The sequence below is a fragment of the Pseudohaliea sp. genome, from assembly GCF_040217025.1.
Taxonomy (GTDB): domain Bacteria; phylum Pseudomonadota; class Gammaproteobacteria; order Pseudomonadales; family Halieaceae; genus Pseudohaliea.
In genome coordinates this window covers 303,362-316,029 of sequence record NZ_JAVJOA010000012.1, presented here as the reverse complement: position 1 = coordinate 316,029, position 12,668 = coordinate 303,362, and the positions used below count along the sequence as shown (strand labels likewise).

12 protein-coding genes are annotated in these 12,668 nt (G+C 69.6%); 8 read left to right on the top strand and 4 right to left on the bottom strand.

Features of this window, described 5'->3' with window-relative positions; translation table 11 throughout:
- The first annotated feature begins 110 nt into the window (after positions 1-110).
- Genes RKE50_RS18380 through RKE50_RS18370 form a run of 3 tightly spaced genes read left to right on the top strand, consistent with a single transcriptional unit; the run spans position 111 to position 2,717 of the window.
- Positions 111-980, top strand: coding sequence for a sugar nucleotide-binding protein (locus RKE50_RS18380; protein ID WP_350039004.1), 870 nt, complete (start codon positions 111-113; stop codon positions 978-980).
- A 4-nt stretch (positions 981-984) separates the two neighbouring features.
- Complete coding sequence (moaB, locus tag RKE50_RS18375) at positions 985-1,515, top strand: molybdenum cofactor biosynthesis protein B (protein WP_350039002.1); 531 nt, start codon at positions 985-987, stop codon at positions 1,513-1,515.
- On the top strand, positions 1,512-2,717 hold the full coding sequence (locus tag RKE50_RS18370; protein WP_350039000.1) for a molybdopterin molybdotransferase MoeA: 1,206 nt from the start codon (positions 1,512-1,514) through the stop codon (positions 2,715-2,717). The genes moaB and RKE50_RS18370 overlap by 4 nt, the downstream gene beginning before the upstream one ends.
- Before the next feature lie 31 nt (positions 2,718-2,748).
- Here RKE50_RS18370 and fabB read toward each other — a convergent pair whose 3' ends face one another.
- Both fabB and fabA read right to left on the bottom strand, forming a co-directional pair.
- Positions 2,749-3,975, bottom strand: a complete 1,227-nt coding sequence (gene fabB / locus RKE50_RS18365; RefSeq protein WP_350038998.1) for a beta-ketoacyl-ACP synthase I — start codon at positions 3,973-3,975, stop codon at positions 2,749-2,751.
- Between the two features lie 3 nt (positions 3,976-3,978).
- Positions 3,979-4,494, bottom strand: a complete 516-nt coding sequence (gene fabA / locus RKE50_RS18360) for a 3-hydroxyacyl-[acyl-carrier-protein] dehydratase FabA (RefSeq protein WP_350038996.1) — start codon at positions 4,492-4,494, stop codon at positions 3,979-3,981.
- A 316-nt stretch (positions 4,495-4,810) separates the two neighbouring features.
- Here fabA and RKE50_RS18355 point away from each other — a divergent pair, with 316 nt between their 5' ends.
- From RKE50_RS18355 to RKE50_RS18345, 3 genes are all read left to right on the top strand, one after another.
- Complete coding sequence (locus RKE50_RS18355) at positions 4,811-6,229, top strand: mannose-1-phosphate guanylyltransferase/mannose-6-phosphate isomerase (RefSeq protein WP_350038994.1); 1,419 nt, start codon at positions 4,811-4,813, stop codon at positions 6,227-6,229.
- A gap of 104 nt (positions 6,230-6,333) precedes the next feature.
- Positions 6,334-7,161 (top strand): UTP--glucose-1-phosphate uridylyltransferase GalU, encoded by an 828-nt coding sequence (galU, locus tag RKE50_RS18350; RefSeq protein WP_350038992.1) that lies wholly within the window; start codon positions 6,334-6,336, stop codon positions 7,159-7,161.
- Positions 7,162-7,166: 5 nt separating this feature from the next.
- Entirely contained in the window at positions 7,167-8,537 is a 1,371-nt protein-coding gene (locus RKE50_RS18345) for a phosphohexomutase domain-containing protein (RefSeq protein WP_350038990.1), read from the top strand.
- A gap of 507 nt (positions 8,538-9,044) precedes the next feature.
- Here the strand turns inward: RKE50_RS18345 and pgi are convergent.
- Positions 9,045-10,676 carry a glucose-6-phosphate isomerase gene (gene pgi, locus RKE50_RS18340; RefSeq protein ID WP_350038988.1) on the bottom strand — a complete coding sequence of 544 codons (1,632 nt, stop codon included), beginning with the start codon at positions 10,674-10,676 and terminating at the stop codon, positions 9,045-9,047.
- A 139-nt stretch (positions 10,677-10,815) separates the two neighbouring features.
- A complete protein-coding gene (locus RKE50_RS18335) occupies positions 10,816-11,778 on the bottom strand; it encodes a polyprenyl synthetase family protein (RefSeq protein WP_350038986.1) in 963 nt (320 codons plus the stop codon).
- Positions 11,779-12,000: 222 nt separating this feature from the next.
- On the opposite strand from RKE50_RS18335, the gene rplU reads away from it, so the two are divergent.
- Together rplU and rpmA are read left to right on the top strand one after the other, a co-directional pair.
- Positions 12,001-12,312 (top strand): 50S ribosomal protein L21, encoded by a 312-nt coding sequence (rplU, locus tag RKE50_RS18330; RefSeq protein ID WP_350038985.1) that lies wholly within the window; start codon positions 12,001-12,003, stop codon positions 12,310-12,312.
- Between the two features lie 18 nt (positions 12,313-12,330).
- Positions 12,331-12,588 carry a 50S ribosomal protein L27 gene (gene rpmA, locus RKE50_RS18325; RefSeq protein WP_350038983.1) on the top strand — a complete coding sequence of 86 codons (258 nt, stop codon included), beginning with the start codon at positions 12,331-12,333 and terminating at the stop codon, positions 12,586-12,588.
- The last annotated feature ends 80 nt before the right edge of the window (positions 12,589-12,668 follow it).

The window sequence follows — 12,668 nt, the reverse complement described above, 5'->3', positions numbered from 1 at the left end:
CCGCGCCAGGCCGGGCCGCGCCGGGCTTTGGAGGGCCGGGCCGCAGCATGCCGGGCCGCACCCCGTCGGGCGGCGGGGCGCCACAGCCGAAGCGTCCGCGGTAGGCCTCGATGGAGGTTCTCGTCATCGCCTCGGACAGCGCCGCCGGTGCGTCGCTGATCTCCTCCCTCGTCCGCTGGGGGCGTCACGAGATTACCCCGGTCACGCTCGCCGCCAGCCGCTGGAAGAGCGAGCGGCAGGCCAAGAAGGTCGTGCGCCGCGCCGCGCCGGCCTGCGTGGTCGACCTGCGCTTTACTCATCTCCTCGCCGCCGGCGACCCGCTCCAGGAGCTGGACTGCGCCCGCTCCCACTGGCTCGCCAAGGCTTCGGAACGGGCCTGCGCCGACTACCTGCTGCTGTCCAGCGCCGGGGTCTTCTCCGGGACGCTGCCCCACCCCTACCGGGAGCAGGAGACCCCGGATGCCAAGGAACCACCCGGCTCTCTCCTCGCCGCCGTGGAGGCACAGGTGCTTGCGGCCTGCAGCCGGGCCGCGGTGCTGCGCACGGGCCCGGTCTTCGCCAGCGATGGGCCGGGCTTTCTCCACGACGTGATGCGCTCGCTGCTGGCCGGCGAGCCGCGGGTGCTCGATGACACCGACAGTTTCTGCCCGGTGCCCGCCGCGGATCTCGGCCGGGTGCTCGCTGGCATGCTCGATCAGATGGACGCGGGGGCAGAGCCGCGCGGCGTGTTCCATTACGCGAGCCCGGATCGCACCACGCTGTACGGCTTCGCCGAGGCCGCCATCGCCGCGGCGTCGCAGTTCGTGGCGGTGGCCGACAACGCGATCGCCCGAAGCGCCGCGGACGCGGGCGACAGCGGCCGCAACTGGTCCCTGGACTGCCGCGAGCTTCGCGATACCTTTGCCATCAAGCAACTGCCCTGGCGCGCCGTGATCGGTGACGTCGTGCGGGCCTACCTCTCGAAGCAGCAGGGAGACTGAACCCATGGCTCAGCCGAGCGGCCCCGATGCCGCCCAAAGCACTGTCGATCTTGCCGTGGCCGTGCTCACCGTGTCCGACACGCGCGGCCCGGAAGACGACACCTCTGGGGACTACCTCGCGAGCGCCGCTGCCGGGGCGGGACACCGCGTCGTGGCGCGGGACCTCGTGCCGGATGACGTCTACCGGCTGCGCGCCGTTCTCTCCGCCTGGATCGCCGATACGACGGTGGAGGTCGTGCTGGTTACCGGCGGCACGGGCTTCGCAGGTCGCGACTCGACGCCGGAGGCGGTGACACCGCTCCTGGACAAGCATATCGTCGGCTTCGGTGAAGTCTTCCGCTCGCTTTCCCTGGCGGAGATCGGCTCTTCCACGGTGCAGTCGCGGGCGCTCGCCGGCCTTGCCAACGGTACGCTGCTGTTTTGCATGCCGGGCTCGACCGGAGCCTGTCGCACGGCCTGGGAGGGTATCCTGCGGGAGCAGCTGGACAGCCGGCACCGGCCCTGCAATTTCGTGGGCCTCCTCCGCGGCACATGATTCCCCTCGAGGACGCCCTCGCGCGACTGCTCGCCGCGGTGCCGGCCACGCCGGCGCTCGAGACGGTTCCCCTGGAGACAGCGGCGGGCCGGGTGCTGGCCGCCCCGGTGCGGGCGCCGGCCGATGTCCCCGCTTTCGCCGACAGCGCGATGGATGGCTATGCGGTGCGCTGCGCAGAGGTCGTGCCCGGTGCCCGGCTGCCGGTAAGCCAGCGCATCGCCGCCGGCAGTGCGCCGGAGCCCCTGGAGCGAGGCAGTGCGGCGCGCATCTTTACCGGTGCGGCCCTGCCCGAGGGTGCGGACGCGGTGCTGATGCAGGAGGAGTGCGAAGCCGACGGGGAGGGGGTGCGTCCGGGACGGGTGCCGGGCGCCGGCGAGAACATCCGGCCGCGCGGTGAGGATATAGCCGCCGGCAGCGAACTCTTTGCCTCCGGTCAGCGCCTGCGGCCGCAGGATATCGGTCTGCTCGCGTCGACCGGCTGCGGCGAGCTAGTCGTCTACCGGCGCCTGGCGGTGGCGGTCCTGGCCACGGGTGACGAACTGGTGCCCGCCGGGCAGGGCCCGCTGGCGCCGGGGCAGCGCTACAACAGCAACGGGCCGATGCTTGCCGCCCTGCTCGCCCGGCTGGGTTTCGCGGTGCCGCCTCCGGTGCTGGTCGGCGACAGTGCACAGGCCACCCGCACCGCGCTCGCCGAGGCGGCGGCCGGTGCCGATCTCGTGCTCTCTACGGGCGGCGTTTCCGTCGGCGAGGAAGACCACGTGCGTGCCCAGGTGGCGGCCCTCGGCGAGCTCGACCTGTGGAAGGTCGCCGTGAAACCGGGCAAGCCCTTCGCCTTCGGGCGGGTGGGTGAAACGCCCTTCCTCGGCCTGCCGGGCAACCCGACCTCGGTCTTCGTGACCTTCTGCCTGCTGGCGCGCCCCTACCTGCTGGCGGCGCAGGGCGCGCGGGTGGATCCGCCCACGGCGCTCTGGGCCCGGGCGGCCTTTGCCGTGGAACGCCCGCTGTCCCGCGCGGACTACCGCCGCGTCTGGCTGCGGTCGGGGGATGACGGGGAAACCCGCGCCGAGCCCTATCCGAAGCAGGGCTCGGGCGTGCTCAGCTCCGTGTGCGCGGCCGATGCGCTGGCGCGGGTGCCGGCCGGGCGGACGCTCGCCGCCGGGGACGCGGTGCAGGTGCTGCTGCTGGACTCGCTGTTGAACTGAAGTCCCCGGCGGGGCCCGCGCGATTCTCGCTTCAGTCCCGGAGCGCCTGGAACACCAGTGAGGCGTTGGTGCCGCCGAAGCCGAAGCTGTTCGACATGACCCGGGTCAGGCTCGCGCCGTCGACGCGTTCGCGGGCGATGGGCATGCCCTCCGCCTCCGGGTCGAGGGACTCGATATTTGCCGAGGCGGCGATGAAGCCGCGCTGCTGCATGAGCAGGCTGTAGATCGCCTCCTGCACGCCGGCCGCACCCAGGGAATGCCCGGACAGGGACTTGGTCGAGCCGATCACCGGTAGCTCGCCCGCGCCTTCGAAGGCCTCCCGCACCGCTTTCAGCTCGGTGATATCGCCCGCCGGCGTGCTGGTGCCGTGGGCGTTGATGTAGTCCACCGGACCGTCGAGGGTGGCCAGCGCCTGGCGCATGCAGCGCACGGCGCCCTCGCCCGAGGGAGCAACCATGTCGTGGCCGTCCGAGGTGGCGCCGTAGCCGACCAGCTCGGCGTAGATCTTCGCGCCGCGCGCGCGCGCGTGCTCGAGTTCCTCGAGGACCAGCATGCCGCCGCCGCCGGCGATCACGAAGCCGTCCCGGTTGGCGTCATAGGCTCGTGACGCGCGCTCCGGCGTATCGTTGTACTTGGTCGACAGGGCGCCCATGGCGTCGAAAAGCGCGCTCATGGTCCAGTGCAGTTCCTCGCCGCCGCCGGCGAAGATGATGTCCTGTTTCCCGAGCTGGATCTGCTCCGCGCCTGCGCCGATGCAGTGGGCGCTGGTGGAACAGGCCGAAGAGATGGAATAGTTCACGCCCTTGATATGGAACGGTGTCGCCAGGCAGGCCGACACGGTGCTGCCCATGGTCTGGGTCACGCGGTAGGGGCCGACGCGCCGCAGGCCGCGCTCGCGGAGAATGTCCGCCGCTTCGACCTGGCTTGCGGAGGAAGCGCCACCGGAACCGGCGATAATGCCGGTGCGTTCATTGGAGATGTCGCTTTCTTCGAGGCCCGCGTCGGCGATGGCCTGGGTCATGGAGACATAGGCGTAGGCCGCGGCGTCACCCATGAAGCGAAGGCGTTTGCGGTCGATGTGTTCGGAAGCGTCGATCTCCGGCGAGCCGGCGATATGGGAGCGCATGCCGGCGTCTACCTGCTCCTGCCGCAGGCGGATTCCCGAGCGCCCCTCGTAGAGGGCATCGGCCACGCTGTCGGCATCGTTGCCGAGGCAGGAAACAATACCCAGACCGGTAATGACGACTCGTCGGCTCATAGGTCAGAAGCTCTCCGTACTCTGGAACAGGCCCACGCGCAGGTCCCGGGCGGTGTAGATCTCGCGGCCGTCGACGGACACGCTGCCGTCGGCGATGCCCATCACGAGCTTGCGCTCGATGACGCGCTTGATGTCGATCTGGTAGCTCACCACGGAGGCGCTGGGCAGAATCTGTCCCGTGAATTTCACCTCGCCGGAGCCGAGAGCACGGCCGCGGCCAGGGTTGCCCCGCCAGCCGAGGAAGAAGCCCAGCAGCTGCCACATGGCATCGAGGCCGAGACAGCCGGGCATGACCGGGTCGCCCGGGAAATGGCATTCGAAAAACCACAGGTCCGGGCTGATATCCAGCTCGGCGCGGATCTCGCCCTTGCCCGCGGCGCCGCCCTCGGAGCTGATGTGGGTGATGCGGTCCAGCATGAGCATATTGCCCACGGGGAGCTGGGCATTGCCGGGGCCGAAGAGCTGGCCGGCGCCACACTCGAGGAGTTCGTCCTTGCTGAAGCTGTGCTGTAGGGTCATCGGTTTTCCGGGTTTCGGGGGCGTCGGGCGGGGTCTGTGGCCGGGCGCCGGTTGCGTGGCGTGGTCACGGCCGGGCGTTGCAGGCAGGCAGCCTGTTCCATAGACAGCCTTGCGCAGAAACAAGGCCCCGCATTCTACCCGCTGGGGCCCAAAAATCCACCGCCCCAGGGGGGCACCGGGGCCGCTGCGGCGCCTCCTTCCGCACCCCCGGCGACCCCCGGGGCCGCTGGCGTCGGCGCGCGGTCTTCCGATACCATCCCGTAACCGCCGCGCGACCGGGGTTGCCGGCAACGAAATCCCAGGAACGAGGATCCGCATGCTGGTACCCGTCTTATTGTCCGGGGGCGTCGGCAGCCGCCTGTGGCCGGTCTCCCGGGAGGCCTACCCGAAGCAGTTCCTGCCGCTGGCCAGCGAGTTGTCGATGCTGCAGGAAACCCTGGCCCGCACCGACGGGCTGGAGGCGGCCCCGCCCCTGGTGGTCTGCAACGAGGAGCATCGCTTCCTGGTCGCCGAGCAGCTGCGCCAGCTGGCCGTCGCCCCCGGGGCCATCATCCTCGAGCGCGAGGGGCGCAACACGGCCCCCGCCGTGGCGCTCGCCGCCCTGCGCGCCCTCGCGACAGACCCGGAGGCCACGCTGCTGGTGCTGCCGGCGGATCACATCATCCACGACCGCGCGGCCTTTGCGGCAGCGGTCGACGCTGCGCTGCCGCTGGCCGCCGACGGCCACCTGGTCACTTTCGGCGTGGTACCCACGAGCCCGGAGACGGGCTATGGCTACCTGCGCCGGGGGGAAGCCCTCGGCGACGGCGCCGCGCGCCTGGATCGTTTCGTCGAGAAGCCGGACCGGTCCACCGCTGAGGCCTACCTGGCGAGCGGGGAGTACCTCTGGAATGCGGGCATGTTCCTGCTCCGCGCCGACAGCTACCTGGCCGAACTCGAGCGCCAGGCCCCTGCCATGGCGGCGTCCTGCCGGGAGGCCATGGATGGCGTCAGCGGCGACGGGGACTTCCTGCGCCCGGACGCAGAGGCCCTCGCGGCCTGCCCGAGCGACTCCATCGACTACGCTGTCATGGAGGGGACGGACCGCGGCGCGGTGGTGCCCCTCGACTGCGGCTGGAGTGACGTCGGCGCCTGGTCGACGCTCTGGGACGTATCCGCGCACGACGGCGACGGCAACGTGCTGCACGGCGACGTCATCGTCGAGGACAGCCGCGACAGCTACCTGCGCGCCGAGTCCCGGCTCCTCGCGGCGGCCGGCGTGGAGAACCTGGTGGTGGTGGAGACCGCCGATGCCGTGCTGGTCGCCGGCCGGGACCAGGTGCAGGATGTCAAGCGCATCGTCGAGCGCCTGCGCACCGCGGGGCGCAGCGAGGCGACGCTGCACCAGCGGGTCTACCGGCCCTGGGGCAGCTACGAATCGCTGATCGTCGCCGAGCGGTTCCAGGTCAAGCGGATCGTGGTGAACCCGGGCGAGACTCTCTCGCTGCAGATGCATCACCACCGGGCGGAGCACTGGATCGTGGTCCACGGTACCGCCGAGGTCACCTGCGAAGACCGGACTTTCATGCTCGGCGAGGACGAATCCACCTACATCCCGCTCGGCCACAAGCACCGCCTGGCCAACCCCGGTAAGATACCCTTGGAGCTGATCGAGGTGCAGTCCGGCAGCTACCTGGGCGAGGACGACATCGTCCGCTTCCAGGACGCCTACGGCCGCGGCGGCGCCGCGGGCTGACCCCGGGCCGGGGGCCTCGCCGACATTTTGCTGTTTGCACCACACGAGCAGCGCGACAGCTAGCGCACGACACAGACCGCACGAGACTGATGGAGAGTTTGCCGATGATCGAGAAGTGCATGTTTCCCGTGGCGGGCTACGGTACCCGCTTCCTCCCGGCAACCAAGAGCATGCCGAAGGAGATGCTGCCGATCGTCAACAAGCCGCTGGTGCAGTACGGCGTCGAGGAGGCCATCGAGGCCGGCATGACCACCTGCGCCCTGGTCACGGGCCGCGGCAAGCGGGCCATCGCCGACCACTTCGACATCAGCTACGAGCTCGAGCACCAGATCGCCGGCAGCGGCAAGGAAGCCTACCTCGACAGCATTCGCAACGTGCTCGACAAGGGCGTCTTTACCATGGTCCGCCAGCGCGAAATGAAGGGCCTCGGCCACGCCATCCTCACCGGCGAGACCCTGGTGGGTAATGTGCCCTTCGGCGTCGTCCTCTCCGACGACCTGTGCCTCAACGACGGCCCCGGCGTGCTCGCGCAGATGGTGGAACTCTACAACCAGTTCCGCTGCTCCATCGTCGCCATCATGGAGGTGCCCGAGGACGAGGTGCACAAGTACGGGGTCATCGCCGGCGAGGCGCTCAAGGACGGCATCTACCGCGTCGACCGCATGGTCGAGAAGCCGAAAGCCGAGGAAGCGCCGTCAAACCTCGCCATCATCGGCCGCTACATCCTCACGCCGGACATCTTCGACATCCTCCGCGAGACCGAGCCCGGCACCAATGGCGAGATCCAGCTCACGGACGCCCTGCAGACCCAGGCCCAGCGAGGCTGCGTAATGGCCTACAAGTTCAAGGGCCGGCGCTTTGACTGCGGCAGCGTCCCCGGCTTCGTGGAGGCGACGGACTTCGTCTACCACAACATCTATTCCCAGCCCTGACCTCCGTGGACCTCTTTGCCTGCTTCAAGGCCTACGACGTCCGCGGCCGGGTACCGGACCAGCTCAACGAAGACATCGCCGAACGCATCGGCCGCGCCTATGCCACGGTCCTCTCGCCGCGGCGTGTCGTGGTCGGCCACGATGTGCGCCTCACCAGCGAAGCGCTCAAGGCGGCGCTCATCGAGGGCCTGCGCGGCCAGGGCGTCGACGTCTTCGACCTCGGCCTGGCCGGCACCGAGGAAATCTACTTCGCCACCTTTCACGGGGATGCCCACGGCGGCTTCGATGGCGGGATAGTCGTCACCGCCAGCCATAATCCGATGGACTACAACGGCATGAAGTTCGTGCGCGAGGGCGCTCGCCCGCTCTCCGGCGACACGGGGCTGTTCGACATCCGCGACCTGGCGGCCGCCGGCGATTTCCCCGCCGCGGCCCGCCGCGGCAGCCTCCAACCGCTGGATCTCGACGCAGCCTACGTCGAACACCTCCTTGGCTATATGGACCTGCCGTCCCTGGCCCCGCTGAAGATCGTCACCGACCCGGGCAACGGCGGTGCCGGCCGCATCGTCGACCTTCTCGAGCCGCACCTGCCCTTCGAGTTCGTGCGCCTGCATCACGCACCTGACGGCCGTTTTCCCAATGGCGTGCCCAACCCGCTGCTGCCGGAGAACCGCAGCGCCACCATCGACGCGGTGCGGGACCACGGCGCCGATCTCGGCATCGCCTGGGACGGCGATTTCGACCGCTGCTTCCTCTTCGACCACACGGGCCGCTTCATCGAGGGCTACTACGTGGTCGGCCTCCTGGCCGAGGCCTTCCTGCGCCAGTCCCCGGGCAGCGCCATCGTCCACGACCCGCGGCTGACCTGGAACACGCAGGACATCATCGCCGCCGGCGGCGGCCGCGCCGTCGAGAGCAAGACGGGCCACGCCTTCATCAAGGAGCGCATGCGCGCCGAGAATGCGCTCTACGGTGGCGAGATGAGCGCCCACCACTATTTCCGCGATTTCGCCTTCTGCGACAGCGGCATGATCCCCTGGCTCCTGGTCGCCGCCCTGGTCAGCTCCCGCGGCCAGCCACTCGCCGAGCTGGTGGAGGAGCGCATGGCGCGCTTCCCCTGCAGCGGCGAGATCAACCGCACCATCGACGACCCCGCCGCCGCCCTCACCGCCACGGAGGCCCGCTACGCCCCCGGCGCCAGCGCCGTCTCCCACGTCGACGGCCTCTCCATCGCCTACCCCGACTGGCGCTTCAACCTCCGCCGCTCGAACACGGAACCGGTAGTCCGCCTGAACGTCGAGAGCCGAGGCGATGAGCAACTCATGCGTGAGAAGACCGCTGAGCTGCTGGCTTTCCTGGATGGTGGCTGCGCATAGGGCCTGGCGTCTGAGTGGTAGGCTACGCCTGGAACCTTTGATGCCGGTGCCTGTGCCATAGGTCGACGCTGGGGGCGCTTTGTAGCCCGGCGCCGGGGCTTGCAACACCCTGTCCCGGGACCGCAAAAGCGCCATCCATGGCAGCTCGACGAAGGCCATCCATGGCCTTCGACGCCCCGGGACAGGGTGTTGCAACCCCCGTCGCCTGATTCAGGCAGTCAGCTCCACCGGCGCAGCATTGATGGCGCCTGGTCCGTGCCACTGGAGAAGCTTGGTCCCGGTTATTCTGGTCGCTGATGGGGTGGTAGATGCTCCGTAATGGGATAGGCAGCTGATTCAGGCGTCGGAGGTTGGAGCTTCCTGTCCCGGGACGTCAGCGGACATGGATGTCCGCTGTCGAGCTGCCATGGATGGCGCTTTTGCGGTCCCGGGACAGGAAGCTCCAAACTCAGGCGCCGGGCTACGAAGCGCCCCCAGCGTCAACAACGAAGCACCCAAGCGCCGAAACTAACCGTTGGCAGACTTCCAGAGCTCCACCAGCGACAGCGTCCCGTCGTCCAGATCTGCTCCATCATCGTCGCCCTGCATCACGGCGAACACCTGCTTGCCGATCTCCTTGCCGAGCTCGACGCCCCATTGGTCGAAGGCGTTGATGTTCCAGAGGACGGCGCTGCAGTAGGTGCGGTGCTCGTAGAGGGCGAGGAGGGCGCCGAGGGTCTCGGGGGTGAGGCGGGGGAAGGTGATGAGATTGTGCGGGCGGTTGCCCGGCATGGCGAGGTGGGGGGCGAGGCGGTCGGCTTCAGCCGGGTCCTCGCCGCGGGCGAGGAGTGCCTCGCGGGCCTCCGCCTCGCTGCGGCCGATGACCAGGGCGCGGCTCTGGGCCAGGCCGTTGGCGACCAGGCGGGCGTGATTCTCGCGATCGGCGGGGTCCTCGGGGGCGAGGGGCAGGAGTATGTCCGCGGGGCAGCGGCGGGTGCCCTGGTGCAGGAGCTGGTGGAACGAATGCTGGCCGATCGTGCCCGCGCTGCCCCAGAGCACCGGGGCGGAATCGATGCCGAGGGGCTCGCCGTCGCGGGTGACCGCCTTGCCGTTGCTCTCCATCGTCAGCTGCTGCAGGAAATCCGGCAGGCGCCGCAGGCGGTGGCTGTAGGGGAGGACCACGTGGTTTCCGGCGCGAAGGTACTGGCAGTTCCAGGTTTCCAGCAGGGCGAGGAGCATTGGCAGATTGTCTGCCGGGGCCGCGCTGGCGAAATGGGCGTCCATGGCCTCGGCGCCGGCGAGGAGCGCGGCGAAGCGGTCCCAGCCCAGGGTGGTGGCGCAGGAGAGGCCCACGGCGGACCAGACCGAGTAGCGGCCGCCGACCCAGTCCCACATGGGCAGGCACTGGCTCTCGGGGATGCCGAAGTCGGCGGCGGCCTCGAGATTGGTGGTGATGGCGAGGCAGTGGCGGGCCAGGCCGCTGTCGGCGACGCCGCCGTCCCGGAGCCAGCGGCGGGCGGCGAGGGCGTTGGCGAGGGTCTCTTCCGTGCGGAAAGATTTCGAGCAGATGACGAACAGGGTGGTGGCCGGGTCGAGGGCGGCGAGGGTGGCGGCGAGGTCGTCCGGGTCCACGTTGGCGGCATAGTGGGCGCGCGGTGCCGTGTCGGGCGCGGCGAGGGCCTCGCTGACCAGGCGCGGGCCCAGGTCCGAGCCGCCGATGCCGATGTTGACCACGTCGGTGATGGCGCGGCCGGTGTGGCCGGTATGGGCGCCGGCGCGGATGGATTCGGCGAGGTCGCGCATGCGCTCACGGGTCTCGGCGACGGCCGGGAAGCGCGCGTCGTCACTGTGGCTTGCCCGCAGCAGGCTGTGCAGGGCCGGGCGGTGTTCCGTGTTGTTGACCTCGGCGCCGGCCAGCAGGTCGCGGGCCGCGCCGGGCAGGTCGGCGGCGATGGCGAGAGCGACGAGGTCGTCGAGCGCGTCGCCGTCGAGGAGCTGGCGGCTCGCATCCAGGCGCAGTCCGGCCCCCTCGCGCAGCAGCCGGTCGGTGCGCGAGGGCGCAGCGGCAAGGGACGCCAGCCCGCCGTCGCGCAGGCGGTCGGCATGGGCGGTGAGGGCGTTGCTGGCCGCCTCACCCTGGGTCAGGCTGTCTCGCGACACGGTGTCTTGCTCCGCAGGATGTCTCCGCAGTATAGGGAGCCCGGCCGTCCGGAAGCCACCCCGGGGCAGGGCGGGGGTGTTCCGTGCCAGTCCCGCTGCTATCCCGCGGCTGGTTCCCGCCTGTTCAAAGCAGGGGGGGTCAGGCGTTGCGGTCGACGGATCGGTGGGCGAGGGTGGCCAGGGCCGCGAGGGCGTCGCCGTCCTCTAGGCCGTCCAGCGCCGAGAGGGCGCGGTCACGATGCAGCTCTGCCTGTGCCCGGGTGTAGGCGAGGCTGCCGCAATCGTCCACCGCGGCCACTACCGCGGCGAGGGCGCTGGCGTCGCGGCCGGCGATGGCGTAGTGGACAACCCGGCGCTGTGCGTCATTGCCGGTGCGAAGAACGTGAATCAGCGGCAGCGTCGGCTTGCCTTCGTTGAGGTCGTCGCCCACGTTCTTGCCCATGGTGGCGGTGTCCCCCTCGTAGTCGAGCAGGTCGTCCACCATCTGGAAGGCAATGCCGAGGTTGAGGCCGAAGTCGTAAAGGCGCTGCTGCAGGGCCGCGTCACAGCCGTGGAGCTGGGCGGCGCCGCGGCAGGCGGCGGCGAAGAGCACGGCCGTCTTGCGGGTGATGACGTCCATGTACTGCGCTTCCGTCGTCTCCGGGTCGCCGGCGCGGGCCAGCTGCAGCACCTCGCCGGCGGCGATCGCGTTGGTAGTGTCGGCCATCTGCGCCAGCAGGGGCATGTCGTCCAGGCTCACCATGAGCTGGAAGGCCCGGGTGTACAGGAAGTCGCCTACGAGCACGCTGGAGGCGTTGCCGAACGCCGCATTGGCCGTCGGCCGGCCCCGGCGCAGCTCCGACAGGTCTACGACGTCATCGTGGAGGAGTGTGGCCGTATGGATGAACTCGATGACCGCCGCGAAGCAGATGTGCCGGGGTGTGCAGGATCCGAGGGCAGCGGCCGTGAGCAGGGCCAGTACCGGGCGCAGGCGCTTGCCGCCGGCCTCGACGATGTAGTGGCCGATATTCTCCACCATGTCGACATCGGACTCGAGCTGCTCGATGATCAGGGCGTTGACCTCGCGGAACTCACGGTCAACGACGGCGCGGATGTCGTGCATAGAAATGGCGGGCCTGGAAGTGCCCGCGCATGCTAGGTTGGACACCGTGGGGTGTCAATAGAGACGGCCCGTGCGGTGCTTGTACCGCCCCGGCAAAACCCTTACAATCGCGACCCCTTCGGGGCCATGGGCCTCGGAACCCTGTTTCTGCCTCGCCCTGCCCACCGCCAGCGCGGTGTTTATAAGAAGACAGCGGGAAGGCTAACGTAACGGAGTGCGGACATGTACGCAGTAATCGAGAGCGGTGGCAAGCAGCACCGCGTGGCTGAGGGGGAATCCCTCAAGCTGGAGAAGATCGAAGCCGCGACCGGCGACACGATCGACTTCGATCGGGTCCTCATGGTCGGCGGCGGTGACGGCGTGAAGATCGGCCGGCCCCTGGTCGACGGCGGCAAGGTAACCGCCGAGGTCGTGAGCCACGGTCGTCACAAGAAGGTGCGGATCGTCAAGTTCAACCGGCGCAAGCATCATCGCAAGGAAACGGGCCACCGCCAGTGGTACACCGAGGTCAAGATCACCGGTATCACGGCGTAGCGCGGGAGGAAGCAGGCTATGGCACACAAGAAAGCAGGCGGTAGTACCCGCAACGGGCGCGATTCCGAGAGCAAACGCCTCGGCGTCAAGCGCTTCGGCGGCCAGGCCGTGAAGGCGGGCAACATCCTCGTCCGGCAGCGCGGCACGCGCTTCCACGCCGGCGAGAACGTGCGCATCGGCAAGGATCACACGCTCTTCGCCACGGTCGACGGCAAGGTCGAGTTCATCACCCGCGGGCCGAAGAGCCGCAAGTTCGTCCGGGTCACCACGGCCTGAGGCGTCGCGCGCAGCGCGCCCGCGAGCCTCGTCAGCCGACGGGGCTTTTTTTTGCCCACACGAACTTCCCGCTCGGAGGT